The 17,734-nt window shown below is 41.9% G+C and carries 14 protein-coding genes and 1 other RNA gene; 6 read left to right on the plus strand and 9 right to left on the minus strand.

Annotation, left to right across the window (positions count from 1 at the left end; genetic code table 11):
* Nucleotides 1-25 precede the first annotated feature (25 nt).
* The 3 genes from fba to AAEY75_RS12560 all read right to left on the minus strand — a co-directional run bounded on the left by fba (nt 26) and on the right by AAEY75_RS12560 (nt 3,403).
* The gene (fba, locus tag AAEY75_RS12550; RefSeq protein ID WP_197216899.1) at nt 26-1,063 is read right to left on the minus strand and encodes a class II fructose-bisphosphate aldolase; all 1,038 of its coding nucleotides are present in this window, start codon (nt 1,061-1,063) and stop codon (nt 26-28) included.
* Nucleotides 1,064-1,578: 515 nt separating this feature from the next.
* A complete protein-coding gene (locus tag AAEY75_RS12555) occupies nt 1,579-1,944 on the minus strand; it encodes a hypothetical protein (RefSeq protein ID WP_197131570.1) in 366 nt (121 codons plus the stop codon).
* 256 nt (nt 1,945-2,200) lie between these two features.
* Entirely contained in the window at nt 2,201-3,403 is a 1,203-nt protein-coding gene (locus tag AAEY75_RS12560; RefSeq protein ID WP_352259726.1) for a phosphoglycerate kinase, read from the minus strand.
* Nucleotides 3,404-3,777: 374 nt separating this feature from the next.
* Between AAEY75_RS12560 and AAEY75_RS12565 the strand changes: the two genes are divergently transcribed.
* Entirely contained in the window at nt 3,778-4,107 is a 330-nt protein-coding gene (locus AAEY75_RS12565; protein ID WP_352259727.1) for a TraR/DksA family transcriptional regulator, read from the plus strand.
* A 29-nt stretch (nt 4,108-4,136) separates the two neighbouring features.
* On the opposite strand, the gene AAEY75_RS12570 is transcribed toward AAEY75_RS12565, so the two are convergent.
* Together AAEY75_RS12570 and AAEY75_RS12575 are read right to left on the minus strand one after the other, a co-directional pair.
* The gene (locus AAEY75_RS12570) at nt 4,137-4,805 is read right to left on the minus strand and encodes a thiamine phosphate synthase (protein ID WP_352259728.1); all 669 of its coding nucleotides are present in this window, start codon (nt 4,803-4,805) and stop codon (nt 4,137-4,139) included.
* Nucleotides 4,806-4,886: 81 nt separating this feature from the next.
* Nucleotides 4,887-5,948: a serine hydrolase gene (locus AAEY75_RS12575; RefSeq protein WP_352259729.1), complete on the minus strand. Its 1,062-nt coding sequence runs from the start codon at nt 5,946-5,948 to the stop codon at nt 4,887-4,889.
* A gap of 413 nt (nt 5,949-6,361) precedes the next feature.
* Here AAEY75_RS12575 and AAEY75_RS12580 point away from each other — a divergent pair, with 413 nt between their 5' ends.
* The 3 genes from AAEY75_RS12580 (at nt 6,362) to AAEY75_RS12590 (ending at nt 10,689) form a co-directional block, all read left to right on the plus strand.
* Nucleotides 6,362-6,997: a response regulator gene (locus tag AAEY75_RS12580; RefSeq protein WP_201550272.1), complete on the plus strand. Its 636-nt coding sequence runs from the start codon at nt 6,362-6,364 to the stop codon at nt 6,995-6,997.
* 36 nt (nt 6,998-7,033) lie between these two features.
* Complete coding sequence (locus AAEY75_RS12585) at nt 7,034-8,809, plus strand: sensor histidine kinase (RefSeq protein ID WP_352259730.1); 1,776 nt, start codon at nt 7,034-7,036, stop codon at nt 8,807-8,809.
* 215 nt (nt 8,810-9,024) lie between these two features.
* The gene (locus tag AAEY75_RS12590) at nt 9,025-10,689 is read left to right on the plus strand and encodes a sigma-54-dependent transcriptional regulator (protein WP_352259731.1); all 1,665 of its coding nucleotides are present in this window, start codon (nt 9,025-9,027) and stop codon (nt 10,687-10,689) included.
* A gap of 174 nt (nt 10,690-10,863) precedes the next feature.
* On the opposite strand, the gene AAEY75_RS12595 is transcribed toward AAEY75_RS12590, so the two are convergent.
* Together AAEY75_RS12595 and gpmI are read right to left on the minus strand one after the other, a co-directional pair.
* Complete coding sequence (locus tag AAEY75_RS12595) at nt 10,864-12,246, minus strand: S41 family peptidase (RefSeq protein WP_352259732.1); 1,383 nt, start codon at nt 12,244-12,246, stop codon at nt 10,864-10,866.
* A gap of 346 nt (nt 12,247-12,592) precedes the next feature.
* Nucleotides 12,593-14,251: a 2,3-bisphosphoglycerate-independent phosphoglycerate mutase gene (gene gpmI, locus AAEY75_RS12600; RefSeq protein WP_197216889.1), complete on the minus strand. Its 1,659-nt coding sequence runs from the start codon at nt 14,249-14,251 to the stop codon at nt 12,593-12,595.
* A 245-nt stretch (nt 14,252-14,496) separates the two neighbouring features.
* On the opposite strand from gpmI, the gene ssrS reads away from it, so the two are divergent.
* Nucleotides 14,497-14,692, plus strand: a non-coding RNA gene (gene ssrS / locus AAEY75_RS12605) — 6S RNA.
* A gap of 138 nt (nt 14,693-14,830) precedes the next feature.
* Here the strand turns inward: ssrS and AAEY75_RS12610 are convergent.
* Nucleotides 14,831-15,454: an FxsA family protein gene (locus tag AAEY75_RS12610; RefSeq protein WP_197099972.1), complete on the minus strand. Its 624-nt coding sequence runs from the start codon at nt 15,452-15,454 to the stop codon at nt 14,831-14,833.
* Between the two features lie 258 nt (nt 15,455-15,712).
* On the opposite strand from AAEY75_RS12610, the gene ruvC reads away from it, so the two are divergent.
* Entirely contained in the window at nt 15,713-16,297 is a 585-nt protein-coding gene (gene ruvC, locus AAEY75_RS12615; protein ID WP_045446965.1) for a crossover junction endodeoxyribonuclease RuvC, read from the plus strand.
* An 89-nt stretch (nt 16,298-16,386) separates the two neighbouring features.
* Here ruvC and AAEY75_RS12620 read toward each other — a convergent pair whose 3' ends face one another.
* The gene (locus AAEY75_RS12620; RefSeq protein WP_197216888.1) at nt 16,387-17,376 is read right to left on the minus strand and encodes an META domain-containing protein; all 990 of its coding nucleotides are present in this window, start codon (nt 17,374-17,376) and stop codon (nt 16,387-16,389) included.
* Between the last annotated feature and the right edge of the window lie 358 nt (nt 17,377-17,734).

A 17,734-nucleotide genomic window follows, 5' to 3' on the forward strand; every position in this document is an offset into this window, starting at 1 on the left:
TCCGCGACTTTTCACCAGACAAATCTTACTGGTAAAAATCAACCATACCTTCGAGGCTGGTTGGACGAATTTTATGCGCTTGACCAGCAGAACCAAAAGCTTCAAAACGATTGGTGCAGATGTCTGACATCGCTACCATAGAGGCTTTAAAGTATTTACGCGGATCAAACTCGCTCGGGTTTTCTGCAAGAAATTTACGAATAGCACCTGTTGAGGCCAAACGTAGATCTGTATCGATATTAACCTTACGGACACCATGCTTAATTGCTTCAACGATTTGCTCAACAGGTACGCCATAGGTCTCACCAATATTACCGCCATTTTCATTGATGACTTTTAGCCACTCTTGCGGTACTGATGATGAACCATGCATAACTAAATGAGTGTTAGGAATACGAGCATGAATCTCTTTTACACGTTCAATAGACAGGATGTCACCTGTAGGTGGACGCGTGAATTTATACGCACCGTGGCTTGTACCGATAGCAATAGCTAGCGCATCGACGTTGGTGTCTTTAACGAACTGTTCAGCTTCGTCAGCACTGGTCAATAGTTGCTCATGATCCAATACGCCTTCTGCACCAGAGCCGTCTTCTTCGCCTGCCATACCAGTCTCAAGACTGCCCAAGCAACCGATTTCACCTTCTACAGACACACCGCAAGCATGCGCCATTTTGACGACTTCACGAGTAACGCTAGCATTATAATCATAATCCATTGGTGTCTTACCATCTTCGCCAAGCGAGCCGTCCATCATCACTGATGAAAAACCAAGCTGGATTGAACGTTGGCAAATCGCTGGTGACATGCCATGATCTTGATGCATAACGACTGGAATATGTGGCCACTCTTCGATAGCAGCAATAATCAAATGACGCAAAAATGCTGACCCTGCATAACTACGTGCGCCAGCGCTAGCTTGAACGATAACAGGTGAGTCACAGGCATCTGCAGCCATCATAATTGCACGCATCTGCTCTAGATTGTTGACGTTGAAGGCAGGAACACCGTAGCTGTGTTCAGCGGCATGATCTAGAAGTTGACGTAAAGATATTAAGGCCATAAAACGCTCTCTGATTGAGTTTTGAATAATATTTTAAAAATAGCTCTTGAAATGACGGCTTTTAAAGCCATTAGCAAAAAGCTTTGCTTGATAACAGTAATAGCACTGTCAATCAGCATAATAGTGAATCATTTCAGGACAATGAATACGCGGTGATTATAACAAAAATTGCTCTGTCTTCGTAGTCGTTGCCTGACTATTTGTTTATATGTTTACTCTATGCTTCGTTTTGGCTCATTCTGTAAATAATCAGCTAATAGGTTAGTTCATATAAAATTTCAAATTAAAAATAAGAAATGCAAAAAGCCTTGGCAATCACCAAGGCTTTTCTAATATATCATGAGGCTTATAGTACAGAAATCTATGTTCGTTACTAACCTATTGATTTATTCTATCAATCAATAGCAGGTCAATAAATCAGTAATGAAGTGACCTGCTATTGATTTATTCTATCAATCAATAGCAGGTCAATAAATCAGTAATGAAGTGACCTATTACTTAGCTTGTTACTTAACTTAGTACTGTTGCTCAGCGTCAACAGCGATGTCGTCTGCACCTTCAGCAACAGCAGTAGCGCCTTCAGATACCGCAGAAGCAGTACCTTCAACGACAGTGCTAGTACCTTCAGCGATAGCATCACCAGTGTTTTGCAATGCATCTGTAGCAGCAGCACCAGCAGTTTCTGCGCCTTCGGCAACTTCAGTACCAGCGTCTTGAGCAGCCGCTTCAGCGTCAGCAGCAGTCGCTTCAGTTTCAGCAGAGATGTCGTCAGCAGCAGACTCAGTAGTCGCTTCAGCATTTTCTTCTGTCTGTTGGCTACATGCAGTAACTGCAAAAGTACCAGCAAGTACGCTAGCAAGTAACAAATGACGTTTTAACATAATAAACCTCTCGTAAATAAAACATGTCAAAATACATGGTGGCACTATTTTATAGAGTGCAAATAACACATGCAATAATAATTTTCAGTATGGATACAAATAATAATGACTTAATAATCAACGACTATTGCTTATAATTGTTCTGAGGACAGACTAAAAAAGCACTAGCCATCACATTATGTCGATAGCCTACATTAGATGCTTAACATTAGTTGTACGTCTAATGTTACTAAACGACTCGGTAGCATCGACTTAGTTAAGCGTCAATTTGCAGAGCAGCAACCGCTGGAAGCACTTTACCTTCTACGAATTCCAAGAATGCACCACCGCCCGTTGACATATAGCTGACACCATCAGCGATTTGATATTTATCGATTGCTGCTAATGTATCGCCACCACCAGCAATTGAAAAGCCTTGGCTATCTTTAACAGCATTCGCCACTATATGCGTACCTTGGCCGAAAGCATCTACTTCAAACACACCCACTGGACCGTTCCACAAGATCGTTTTTGCATTAATAATCGCATCGGCAAGCTGCTTGGCGCTCTCTGGTGCAATGTCCAATATCATGTCATTGTCACCAATCGCATCAACAGACTTAATCGTTGCGGCGGCCTTTTGCAGTGAGCCAGTAAAATCAGCGAAGTCGATATCATTTTTATCAGCGACTACGACGTACTCAGGTAATAAAATCTCAGTTTTATTCATGATGTCACGAGCCGTATCTACTAAATCTGCTTCATACAATGATGCACCAACACTATGACCTTGAGCGGCCAAGAAAGTATTAGCAATACCGCCACCAACAATAATTTGTGTGCAGACTTCTGCCAAGCTGTGCAAAACTTCTAATTTTGTTGATACCTTCGAGCCGCCGACAATAGCTAACATCGGCTGAGCTGGGGTCTCAAGTGCTAGACTCAGTGCATCAAGTTCAGCAGCTAATAGAGGGCCTGCACAAACTATTTTGCCCGCTTGACGCATGGCTTGAGTAACACCTTCTGTCGATGCTTGTGCTCGATGTGCCGTACCAAAAGCATCCATCACAAACACATCGCATAAATCTGCGTATTTTTTTGCTAAAGCGGCATCGTTTTTCTTTTCGCCTTCATTGAAACGCACGTTTTCTAGCAGTACGACTTCACCAGCTTTGATAGAAGCACCTTGCGTCAAATAATCACGATTCAAGCTCACTGGCGCTGCTAATTTTTCGCTTAAATAGTCAGCAACAGGCGCTAATGAATATATTTCTTCAGGGTTGCCTTCAGTCGGACGTCCTAGATGTGAGCAAACGATAACAGCAGCGCCTTTTTCTAGTGCCATCTTTATAGTAGGTAGGCTTGCTTGCAGACGAGCAGCACTCGTAACTTTACCATTTTTGATAGGTACGTTTAGATCTTCTCGAACTAACACGACTTTATCCGTCAAGCTCAGCTCACTCATACGCAAAAAATTCATTACCTGCTCCTATGCATCAATCTATTAGTTAATTTACGGTTACTATTGCTATGACATGTGTTATGACATGATTTTTATAAAAGAAGGTGACCAACTGTTGTCTATATTGATCTTCATATTCTTGAGTTGAGCTTTACCTTTGTGATAATTTTTTATATTTGTTATTCGATTATCAACATATCTGTTTAGGCAAAAATTAACGGCGGTGCATTCTACCAGTTTTCTGTCAAAAGCTCATACGGAACTTGCCAAAAACTTAACGCTTACTCTTTGAACCTTGTTAAAGAGCCAGTAACATTTTGTGGTGGTACTTAACCGTCAGCATCTCTACGATAGAAGTGTGGATAATAAAAATAAACTATTAGGAGAGTACAATGACCATCAACTTAGATATTGCCAAACAGAATCTCTTAACATTAAAAAACGACTATGAGACTCGAATCGATAAAATTGAAGACCACATTAAAAACCCACAAGACGATCTCAATGAGCATTGGGACGACCAAGCCATCTCATACCGTCAAAATGACATGCGCAAAAACCTCATGGGTGAAGCTCGTCAAAGTTTAATTTATGTCGATAATGCCTTAAGCCGTATCGAAAACGGTACGTACGGCGAGTGTGCGGTATGCGGCAAGCAGATCGAAGTGCAACGCTTAGAAGCCCTACCCTACGCCACACTGTGTATGGAACATGCTGAATAAGCATTTGGCTTCTATTTTCAATAAATAGACTATAAAGTAGGTTTTTCCCACTCAGAAAATACCTGCTGCCACTGGTGGCAACGTTTAGCGATTTGTGCGACTGGTAAATCCATGATATCGCCTACTACTGCGACATATTTAATTGGCAACCCTGCTAGAGTCGAGACATTTTCAGCCGTCAGACCACCTATCACGCACATGTCTATGCCTTGCTGACAACCCAAAACAAGCTGCTCATGGGATACAATATTAGCATTGGGTTTGGTTGTAGAAGTAAAGATTGCGCCCATTGCAGCATAACTTGCGCCATCACTTTTTGCTTCTTTAACTAATGCTGAGTCATGATGGCAAGTACGACCAATAATCTGATTCGGTGCTAAAGTCTGTTTAGCATCACTAACATTCCCATCTTTTTGACCCAGATGCACACCGATACCAAGCTTAGCAGCTAAGCCAATATCATCATTTACAACAACTGGAACGTTGTACACATTGGCCAAATCAACGATCTGTAGCGCCTCATCATATAGCTGCGAGTCACCATCGGGTAACGCAAGTATTTTCTTGCGGCGGATTTGTAGTAGCGCAATTAGTCCAGTTGCTAGTGCTGCTTCTAACTTCTGATACAAAAGTGAAAACTCATCGTCGTTGGTCAACAAGTATAGCTTTGGCATTAAAAAATTTGATGACTGGATCATACAATGTGTCCTTAATATTCACACAATAAAAAAGCTGTTATATCACATAACAGCTTTTTTATAAGTACCAAACCAATAAGCTTACACTGTACGACGTGTCGCTAAACTGTTAAGAATATTTTTGGCATCACCCCAACGCGTGGCTGAGCTGTTCGCCCCTAAGATCACGATGATTGCTGGGCGGTTGTTGACACGAGTCTCCATCACGACGCAACGACCCGCTTCATTGATAAATCCTGTTTTTGAGATACCGATTGGATAACTGCCATCACGGACCAAACTACTGGTGTTATTGGCTTTGTAAGTACGGTTACCACTTGAGTAGTTTGAGACAAAAAAGTCATAGCTCTTAGTAGTAGAGAAACGGCGAATGACATCATAATTACCAGCAGCACGTACCATTTTTACGAGGTCTTTTGGTGAAGCGACGTTGCGCTTATCAAGCCCTGTTGGGTCACCGAAGAAAGCGGTCGTCATGCCTAAGTCTTGAGCCTTACGGTTCATCGCCCGCATAAAGGCACTATAACCACCTGGATAGTTACGCGCTAGACTTTTTGCAGCCGGATTTTCTGATTTCATCAATGCCATTAATAAAATTTCAGCACGATTCATACGATCGCCAGACTTTAGGTTCGAGCTTGCACGCTTAGGACCGACGAAATCTTCTGGATCAAGGGTAATCTCTTCACGCATATCGAGACCGGCATCCAGTACAACCATAGCCGTCATTACTTTAGTAATACTGGCCATCGGACGTGCAACATCGGCATCTTTTTCGTAAATAGACTCACCAGTCTCGGCATCAATGACAGCGACGCTACGAGAGTCAGTGCTGATAGGAATCATATCACTACTACCGAATGCACCGCGGTAAGTGGTATTGTAACTATTATTACTACTACCGAAACTATTAGAAGTCGTTGAACCAGAACCATTATCAATTTTTTTGATAGTAGAGCTGTTAGACTTGTACATGATATTACGTGCTTCAGATAGACTGTCCGCACCGCCCCAACTCATGCGAGCACTAGAACCGTTGTCAGCGCTACCATTAATCGTAAGTGCGGCTTGTGCAGCACTGCCCAAACTCAATGAAATCATAGCAGCGATTAATTGCTGTTTGGTTAATGGTAGTTGCTTCATTATGCCCCCTGCTGTCGTTATCACGCCAGTTATACACTGCCTGACGCCACAAACGTACGTAGCCTTTATGGATGTGTTTATGAGTACTCATATAGAGTTTTTGTATTTTTAGTGTATCATGGATTGCATTTAAGTTTAATCTATCAAACTGATTTAGTAGTTTATTTCGACCTAATTCAAATTTCGCTACAACCACTTGATACTATAGAAACAATGCTTCACATTTCAGAAACATATGTTCATCGTGCACAAAGTAACCTTTTATATTTCATAATATTGCGCAGCGATAACGACACAATATGTTAGCAGTATATGATGTTTTCGGAACTAAAAATGGTTCAGATGACTTGAAACTACTTGTCATTTAACATCATTCAACACCTCCATTCTGACAAATAATAAAGAGTATCGTTATGATTAAAGTATTAGTAGTAGATGATCATGATTTGGTGAGAATGGGTATTAGTCGTATGTTATCAGACAGTATCGACATCGAAGTCATCGGTGAAGCTGATAGTGGCGATATGGCTATTAAACTGGCTAAACAGCTGCGCCCTGACGTGATATTACTTGATGTCAACATGCCTAATATCGGTGGTCTCGAAGCAACCAAACGTTTAATTCAGCTTGATATAGGCGTTAAAATATTAGCCGTCAGTAGTATGTCCGCACAGCCCTATCCTTCAATGCTCATCAAAGCAGGTGTCAACGGTTATATCACTAAAGGTACACCACTTGATGAGATGATAAGAGCGGTCAAAAAAATCTATCAAGGCGGACGTTATTTCAGTCAAGATGTTGCTGAACAATTGGCCGATGTTCTATTATCAGACAATGCCAACTCACCGTTTGAATTGTTAAGTGACCGTGAAAAGCAAGTAGCTATGATGGTAGTTAACTGTCAAAGTCCTCAACAAATAGCCGATCAGCTATTCGTCAGTGTTAAAACCATCAATACGTACCGCTATCGTATTTACGAAAAAGTCGGTGTGGATAGTGATGTTAAATTGACTCATTTGGCCATTCGTCACGGTCTTATCCAACCATAAGTCACTTAACTCTCCTTTCTTTGCCATGGTCAACTTATGAAGCCTGCTATTACGCATTATTTGCATCAAGATGAAACCCTTCCGCTGATACAGTTACGCAGATTAGGGCTGATCTATAGTAGTTACCGCTTCATCGTTGGCCTATTTTCTATGTTGATGGTGTATATCACTGCTCAGACTGGCAATATCGTCTCTCTACCAAGCTTTTTGCAACAAACCGTCCTCAGCTTTTATATTTTACTGAGTTTAATCCTGCTGGGACTGTTTTATGTCGTCCATAAAAAGATGCGACGTCAGCTAGCCTTTGGCTTGGTCTTAGACGTTACTATCTTAAGCTTATTGCTTTACACAGCTGGCGCACCTGACTTACAGTTAACCATGCTGTACATGGTAGTAGTCGCAGCGAGTTTTATGCTATTACACAGCTCACAAGCACTAATCATTACGCTACTTGCTATTATCTTTGTCATTTATCAGCAATTTTTTTATGCCATTGCTAATAGTATGAATTTGGCCAATTTAGGTAATGCTTTACTCATGTCAGCCAGTTTTTTGGCAGTTGGTGGATTGAGTTGGTCGATCTCCTATCGCTTAGTACAGCTAGAAAAAGTAGCCGCGAGTCATGCTAAAGAAGTAGAACGACTGAACGTTATCAATCAAGAAGTCATCACGCAAATGGCTAATGGTGTCATTGTCATCGATAATCAGCATGTCGTATTAGCTAACCTTGCCGCTCATCAATTACTTAGCCTTCCCTATAATGCATCAATATCATTACCAAGCGTATCTGACGAAGCAGATAGTAGTACACGACATGAGAGCTACACCGAACTATTAACCGACTTTGAGCAACAGCTTAGCAAACAACATACGCAGCTCTTGCATGCCTGTTTATCAGTCTCAGCAGGTCAATCTTGCACCTTTACGTACGACCTGCCTGCAGTAGCAAATGCTTCTATATTTGGTAAACTACGCGTACATATCATTCCATTAAAGGATGGTAGCAAACTAATAATGCTAGAAGATTTACGCCGTGAGCAAGCCAGTGCTCAACAGTTAAAGCTGGCATCTCTAGGACAATTAACCGCCAGTATTGCTCACGAAATAAGAAATCCTTTAGCGGCTATTTCTCAGGCCAGTCAGCTATTAATGGAAGATGTGATAGAAATCGAGGAAAGCAATACCGCAGATGAGAATATGGTGGTTGGTAACTCAAATGTCGATTTGTCCGGTAATTATGAGCTTTATAAGATGATATTTGCGCAAACAAAACGCGTCAATCGCATTATAGAAGACGTCCTAAAACTGTCGCGCCAGCAAGCAGCCAGTCAACAGTCGATTGTATTGGCTGAGTGGATGCCAACATTTTTAGAAAATTATTTTCAAGGACATGACGTTTTTTTACGAGTAAAAACGCAACCTACCATATCATTCGATACTCATCAATTAGAGCAAGTTTTGATTAATTTAATCAATAATGGTCTACGCTATAGCAGCTATGCTCAGCCTCATGCTTATGTAGAAATCGAGATTTATTGTGCCGACAACGATGTTATAATTGATGTTTTAGACGATGGTGCTGGCGTGAGCACCGAAAGTTTAAAGCATTTATTTAATCCGTTCTTTACTACAGATCAAGCAGGTACAGGCTTAGGACTGTACCTATCACAAGCATTTTGTGAGGCCAACCAGACTCGTTTACTTTATATACCTGAGCATAAGAAAACATGCTTTCGCTTGATAGCGCCTTCTGCTGATGCTGGTACGTACGGATCAATGAACAAAAAAAACGTGAATAAAAGCGTTTTGTAAATAGCAGTCTTATCCTGTGGCAAAATTTTTACCATTGAGTTATGTTTATTTTAAGGTTTACTATTTATTTTTTTAATTCTATATAGTCAGTTGTAAGATAATTTAGATACAAAAAGGGCGAGAGAAAGTACTACAAACAGTAGACTGAACTCTCCTGACATCGTGCCTGAATTATATAGGACAGACTATAGCTATTGAACACAATGAGATAATGTATGACAACAACCGCGCTAGTCGTCGATGATGAAGTAGATTTGTGCCGATTAATGCAAATTACTTTGACCAAAATGGGCATCAAAAGTGATGTCGCATATACGTTGTCACAAGCAAGATCATTCTGGAAAGACAATGACTATGACTTTTGCTTGACCGACTTAAACCTCCCTGATGGGTCAGGGTTAGAGTTAGTGAAGGAAATAAGTGACAGCTCTAGCACTCCAATAGCGGTTATTACCGCCCACGGCAGTATGGATCTAGCGATCGAGGCACTCAAACTTGGTGCTTTTGATTTCGTTAATAAACCACTTGAGCTGCCACGCTTACGCCAACTGGTCGAAAATGCCTTGAAGGTTATACACCAAGACAATGTAGCAAGTGCCACACCTGAATCCTCACCTGAGCAAAAGATGTTAGACAGCAGGCTTATCGGTAATTCTGCCGTGATGCATCCTCTGAAAAAAACTATTTTAAAACTGGCACGCTCACAAGCGCCTGTTTTTTTATCAGGCGCATCGGGTACAGGCAAAGAAGTGGTTGCCAGACTGATTCACGATTTAAGCCCACGTAGAGATGGTAGCTTTGTGCCAGTCAACTGCGGTGCTATACCTTCAGAGCTCATGGAGTCAGAGTTTTTTGGTCACAAAAAAGGCAGCTTTACTGGTGCTGTCGCTGACAAACAAGGACTGTTCCAACAAGCAAATGGTGGTACGTTATTTTTAGACGAGGTAGCAGACTTGCCACTCGCAATGCAGGTAAAACTACTGCGTGCCATTCAAGAAAAAACAGTAAGAGCCATCGGTGATACTAAGGAAGTGCCAGTAGACATTCGCATTTTGTCCGCAACTCATAAAGACTTAAGTCAATTGGTACAAGATGGCGCATTTCGACAAGATTTATACTACCGTATCAATGTGATTGAACTAAAACTCCCTACTCTAAATGCACGTCGTGACGACATACCTGTTTTAGCTGAGCATTTTTTGGCCATGATTACTAATGAATGGCAGTTAGAGACGCCACCATCATTAACCAATGAGGCTTGCGAGCGCTTGCAGCATCATGACTTTGCTGGCAACGTCCGTGAGCTACGCAATATCCTTGAGCGAGCCGTGACCCTAGCAGAGAGCTCACACATTGACGTCAATCACTTAGGTCTTACAGATATTGATATCAGTCATGCGCAAATACCAGAAACTGAGTTAAACGATAAGGTAGTGGGTGGAACGCTAGAAGCGGGTGAAAAAACCATCCAACCAACACATGAAGTAATAGCACCGCAGATCCAACAGATACCAACCAACCTGCACCCTTATCGCACTACTACTCAGCACTTCCCTGCTATGAGACAGCGTTCATCAGTTAATCAAACAGAAATATTCAATTCCACAACAGCTCCTAGCGACGAAGAGTTCATCGAACCTGACTCTACCCAGCAAGAAGGCAATGCAAAGGTCAATCTAAGCGAGTTATCTGATGGACAACTGCCCGTTCAAGGGCTAGAAACTTACTTACAAGAGCAAGAAAAGCAACTGATTATTACTGCGCTCAAAAAAACCGGATGGAACAAAACTCAGGCTGCCGAACTATTAGGTACGACTTTTCGCTCTTTGCGCTACCGCATGAAAAAGTTAGAAATATCTGAGGATGAGTCTGAATCATAAACCTTTATATAGCTGATTCAGTTCAAAAGAGATTCAAGGCAACCGAGTGCAGATGTATATGTGATACTTCAAGCGAGGTTAACGCTGTCACTCTTTTATAGAGGATTGACTATAGTGATGATTTGACTCTATAGCCTACCTATAATGAGTAGCGCTTAGCCAACTGCCTTCGGCCTATAGCGCTTTGTTATTTTCAGTAGGCTTTCGGACAAAACGAATACCTGAACCTAACTTTTGTGCTCGTAGTATCTCGAGTGCCTGCTGCTCCCATGTGCCCTCATTGCCTGACAGTGTGACATCAGGCTTTACACCGATACCATCTATCTTTTTGCCTGATGCTGTCATATAGTTAGCAACTGTCAATTTAACGGCTTGCTCATCATTGAGCGGGATGACTGACTGCACTGACCCCTTACCATAGCTGACCTCACCAGCAATAATGGCTCGCTTTTGTGCTTGTAAGCTACTGGCCAACACTTCTGCTGCTGATGCCGAATATCTATTTTGTAAAACAACAACTGGCAGTGATTCGAATAATGCCGCACCTTGAGTCGATAGAGTCCGTGTGTCACTTTGACGAGCTTTCACTTGTACCACATCAGTATCAGTCATGAATAAACTAGCAACGCTCACCGCTGACGTTAATACACCACCTGGATTGTCACGCATGTCTAACAAAATACCAGATACGGGTGCCTCTAAATCAATCAAGCTTTCCAATAATTTTTCACGGCTATTATTTTGAAACGCAGGCAACTTAATAACGGCAATACCATTGATGAGCTTTGCTTCAACGACTTGAGGGTGACTATTATTACGCTGTAAGGTAGTGGTATGTTTGCGGCGACCAGCTCTCGAGGTTACGATATCCACTTGCGTCCCCGCAATCCCTGTTAGGAGTTGCTTGATATCATTACTTTCTTTATTAGCATCCAGTTTGAGATCGCCAATTTGATGCAAATAGTCACCAACAGCGATGTCTTTTTTATCAGCAGGTGAGTCATCATCGACGTCTGTAACTACCCAGTAGCCAGCCACAGGTTGATAAGTGACTTTGAGACCAACGTCGCCCACATCACCTTCTGTAAAAGCGCGTAGATTTTCGTACGCCTCAGCACCTAAAAACTCAGCATGACTGTCAAGCTTGGTCAGCATACCACTCATCGCATTGCTGAATAGCTCTTCATCATTCACCGTATCCACATATTCGCGGCGCACTAAATCCACTACTGCGACGAACGTCTTAAGCGTCTCTGGAGAAATGGCATTCAGTGATACTTGTGCAACGTCAGAAGGAATACTGGTATCGATATCTTCCGTATCGTCAGTTAAAGCACTTTCATCTGGCACACTATCTATTGAGTCATCAGCATCGTCTGCAGCTTCAAGCATATCAGCAATATCTGATAAATTATTAGTGTCGTTTTTGGCCGCTATCTCGTCATCATTTAAACTGATCAGCTGTAGGTTGGCTGTAGGGTTACGTGCATCGTTCTCAGGCAATATTGCTGCCTGTGCGTATACACTAAAAGTACTCAATCCCAGTAAACCTATCATGAATACAGGCTTAAAAAAAGTTGGTGTGGCAGGTAGCTTCAGCGTTGGTTTACCCAATCGCTTAGAGACAGACGATCGCACAGAATAGGTAGGATGCATAAGAGAACTCGTTTAAATAATAGAATGTACAACGTTATTATTATAGATATATTTATCAAATATGCCTCATAACATAACATCAAGCGTATGTTTAAGACTAGAATAGTATTGCAAATAACTTAGGCAAAATGTATCAAAAAAAGGAAAGATAATAGATATCTTTCCTTTTATAGTGTCCAAAGACTTTAGTGTCTAACAACGATAATCTGCTATCAGAATACGAAGGCTAAAATCTTTTAATTATCAATTACGATACTGGTAATAATAAGCTTTCACCCGTCATCTCAATTGGTGCTTCGATATTCATCAGTGCCAAAATAGTCGGTGCGATATCGCTCAGCTTACCACCATGACGCACTTTTAACTTTTTGTCACCAACATAAATAAAAGGTACCAGTTCAGTAGTATGTTGAGTATGTACTTGACCGCTGTCATAGTCCTGCATCTGCTCACAGTTACCATGATCGGCCGTGATTAACATATCACCTCCAGCTGCTCGCACTGCAGTCGCAACACGACCCACACATACGTCCAACGCCTCTACCGCTTGTACAGCAGCATTAAAGATACCTGTGTGTCCAACCATATCCCCATTGGCATAGTTCACGACCAGCACGTCATATTTACCAGATTCAATCGCTTCTACCAACTTATCTGTCACTTCAGGCGCACTCATTTCAGGCTGCAAATCATAAGTGGCAACATTTGGAGAAGGCACTAAAATACGTGTCTCACCGTTGTACTCATCCTCACGGCCACCACTAAAGAAAAATGTCACGTGAGCATATTTTTCGGTTTCTGCGATACGTAGCTGTGTCTTACCTTGATCTTGCAGATATTCACCAAGTGTATTCGTCAATGACGTTGGATAATACGCGATGCTAGTCTTTGAGTTATCTGCTAAAACGTCTGAATACTTGGTCAGCATCACAAAAGCTGCCAATCTAGGTTGTTTATTACGTGCAAATCCAGAAAACTCATGATCCGGTAGTACAAATGCTTGTGCAAGTTCACGGGCACGGTCAGAACGGAAGTTCATAAAAATTAAAGCATCATTGTCATCAACCGTGTATGGCACTTCATCACGTCCGATTACGGTAGTAGGACTAACGAACTCATCTGTCTCACGTGCTTTATAAGCGGCTTGTACAGCACCGTCAGCTCGGGTCGACAAGCGATCAGCCTTACCTTCAGTGATAAGCTCATAGGCCTTTTGTACGCGATCCCAACGATTGTCACGATCCATCGCATAATAACGTCCGATAATACTCGCAATCTGTACTCGACCACCTTCATAGTGCTCATTGAGCTTGCCGATATGTGTACGTAAACGATTGATGTATTTATCGGCAGACTTTGGCGGTGTATCACGGCCATCTAAAAAGCAATGCACAAAGACATTTTTGGCGCCATGGACAAGTGCTGAATGGCACATCGCCTCGATATGATCTTGGTGCGAATGCACGCCACCGTCCGACAACAGCCCCATAATATGCACGTTGCCACCAAGCTCGTTTGCCGCTTTTACGGCATTTACTAGTGCTTCGTTTTTATAAAACTCACGATTACTCACTTCACTTGAAATACGAGTTGAGTCTTGATAAAGAACACGGCCAGCACCCAAGTTCATATGCCCAACTTCTGAGTTACCAAATTGACCGTCTGGCAAACCAACGTCTTCTCCTGAAGCAGATATCAATCCGTGTGAATACTGCTGATAAATCTTATCAAGATTTGGCATATCGGCAGCAGCAATTGCATTGTCCTTATCGTCTTCACGATGCCCAAAACCATCTAATATCATTAAGACATGCGGTATTTTTTTATTGTTATCGCTGTCTTTTTTATTATTGAGTTGAGCCTGACTATCGTTGATAAATTCTGATTGTTGGTGATTATGGGTCATGAATTACCGCTCCTCAAGTGAATGAACGCCTATGATGCTGTACTAGGATGTTTAAAGCCCTCTATATTAACACACATCTCAAAATAGCTGAAAAATCGCTATTTTTAACTAGTAATTAAGCGCCTAGTATGCTCTTGCATCATTGGAAAAAGGGTTAAAACTCGACATGAATCTTGTAATCATCAACCCTACGTATCAATCTGTAAATCGTACTTGCAATCGTTCAATTCATTGGTTAAGATAATTATATTCTGAAGTGTTGGCTAGTAGATGTTTATTCCCTGAGCCGATAATGCTTTACCAGGATGTGGTACCTATCATCTCATTGTGTATGCCTGCACCGCTTGCGGTGTATCAGGAAACCTGCAGAGATGATGACGCATCCGCCCTGAACTTCACGGTTCATGGGTCACCATCTTACAGCGGCACTTCGGTTGTTTCATTCGGTTATTGACCGTTTTATTCATAACAAATAAGTTTACGATAGTACGGTTACAACCAACAGAAAGCCCCTTTTGTCATCGACGAAAGGGGCTTTTTTTATGACTTTTTCTGTATTCCTAGTCTATAGACGATACACTATTCATCATTGGCTGATTTTGTGATTTTTTTCACATCTTTAGGAATATTTTTTGCTGTACCGTCCACAGTCGTGTGCTGTTTGAACACATCGCCGAACGGGTTTTGTTGTTGCTGACCAAATGGATTTTGGCCATTCGTGCCGCCTGCTCCGCCGAATGGGTTTTGACCACCCATGCCGCCAAACGGATTTTGACCGCCGCCCATTTGACCACCCATCTGCTTCGCCATCATTTCCATCATTTTTTGCTGATTGTTCATGACATAGTTATTGGCAAAGTCTTTAAGCTTCTTCTGTACTGGTGGCAATACGACCAATAATGCGAGCAAATCACTGAGCACCCCTGGTATGAGCAGTAAGACACCCGCTGCTGCCATCGCGACACTTTTAATCATGGTCGACTCTTGCGGACGCATCGACGGATTCGTCATCCCACCAGCTTTCATCTGCTGTGCCATTGGATTCAGTGCTGCCATTCCTTTACGCAACAGTGAGATACCGATGACGGCGGCAATGATAAACCACATAAACACCCACCAACCACTCATAAACTGAGCAAGCAAATACCAAAGCAGCATCTCGATAATAAACCAAACGATGGCAATACCAACTATCTGACCCATAAAGTGTCGTCCTATAAAATAAAAACCAATAAATTGAGCGCCATGCAAATTAAGATGGCTAACATATGATGTATATGGGGATTGATTGCTATACTATCAAACTTACGGCTAATTTTTAAGCCATATAGTCGGTACAATATAATTTGGATACAAGGACGGTAAGTAAAAGTGCTACGAGAGTAGGCTGAGCGAGTCTGACTCCCTATCCGATTTATATAGGATTGAATATAAAATAAAATGTAAGCAAGACGGGATATTATGGCCATTATTATCGGGATTGATCCAGGCTCACGCATGACGGGTTATGGAATTGTTCAACAAACCGGCGACAAACTGACTTATATCGATGCAGGTACTATTCGTACGGATACCAAAGAGATGCCTGAACGACTTAAGCGTATCTTTAATGGTCTGACACGGATCACCCAACATCATTTAAAATATGCAGACGAGCCTATCTATACGGCTATTGAGCAGGTGTTTATGGCTGAAAATCCAGACTCTGCGCTTAAGCTTGGTCAGGCGCGAGGTGCAGCGATTGCTGCCATGGTAGCACTGGACCTAGAAGTGTCAGAATATACTGCCCGCCAAATCAAGCAAGCCGTCTGCGGCTATGGTGCAGCGGCAAAAGAGCAAGTTCAAGAGATGGTTTGCCGTATATTGTCTCTAGATGTAGTACCACAGCAAGATGCTGCCGATGGACTCGCCTGCGCCATCTGTCACGCACACTCAAGCCATTCAATGAACAAACTGATATTGAATAGCGCTATGCGTGGACGCGGTGCTTCTAAAAAGAAAGGCCGTTGGCGCTTAACGGAAGAAGATTTAGGTAATTTACGTTAAATATAAAAAACCATAAAAAAACACGCTTAACATGGACGCGTGTTTTTTGAATCATTAACCCAATATATTCATAACGATAATGAACGAATCTATTCTACTACTGAACTTTCAATGACTGCATCCAATACATAAGCATATTCTTCATCTGATGTGTTGGAAGTATCATCCTCTGCCGTATCGCTGCCGTCTAATCGATAGCGCTGTAGACGTAACACCTCTTCATGCTGGCCATCATGCTGATAACCATCGATTTCACCAATAAATACGCGCCATTTACCTTCATTTATTTTAATACCCTGACTGTTATAAGTAACGGGCTTCACTCGTAAACACATCTGTGGGTTATTATCAGCACACGCTACCATGTCTGCACTTACTGCCCAAAATACAGCCTCGCCCTTACTACTATATCTGGCTTGTGGGGTCAGCTTTCCTTGCCAAACTAAAGTAGCGGCATCACTGATAGTCTGTGTCAATATTGGTATATCACTTTTGAGACTGTCAACGCTAGCATTGTTAGCTATCGCCAATACCAGTTCGCTATCACCTTGCATCAGCGTACTTAAGTTGTCTTCAGCCTTATTAAGATCGCCACAGGACATTTTAGTGCTCATGCTATCTTCAACGGTTAAAGCAGAACCCTGTAACTGATAAGTCGCACTTATGGTGTTACAACCAACACTATAGTTTAAGGTATTCTGACCCTGATACTGGTTGAGTGACAGTCGCACTTGGTCTGTGATTTGCATTAACATATCTAATGGCTGATCATGACTGTCCGTTGCAGATATCAGTGTCCAACGATAGCGTGAAAGATTGCTAATCATTACATCTTCAACACTCATCTTATCGGCTATCAACTCTTTATCCATCGCATCGGTATTACTAGCATCTTGATTAACCGCACCGTTATTAGTGACTTCACTAGCCGCTACATCCGTATCATTTGGCCCTTCATTTTCGTCAGAAGGTCCATGGCAAGCACTTAATGCCAAACTGGTGGCTAGCATACTTAGTAGCAATACCGAACGAGGTAGCGACCCCAAACGAACAGGCTGTTTTCTAACAAACGATGTCATAACAATCATACCTTTTGGCCATTCACATGCATCGCGATTATCCTTTTTGCAGAACTATGCTTTAAACCATCAACTCTTTGAGGCTAAATTACGAATTTTAGGGTCAGATAGCGAACCGTATCTAATACAAAAAGCGTAATGATTTCACCACTATAGCGCTGATGACTATGGCGGTTGTAACAAAGTGTTTAATTTTATGTAGTCATAGTAATACCATCCACAAAAATTAGAGTAGCAAGGAAAACAAGTGCAAGTACTACGCATTGTAGACTAAACGAGTTTGACGCAGCTAATCGTACTTCTTGGGTTTGGTATAACTACTATTTTACGGGTTATTCTTACTTGTCATACATCCATA

This window comes from Psychrobacter sp. TB55-MNA-CIBAN-0194 (genome assembly GCF_040309505.1).
Taxonomy (GTDB): Bacteria; Pseudomonadota; Gammaproteobacteria; order Pseudomonadales; family Moraxellaceae; genus Psychrobacter; species Psychrobacter fozii.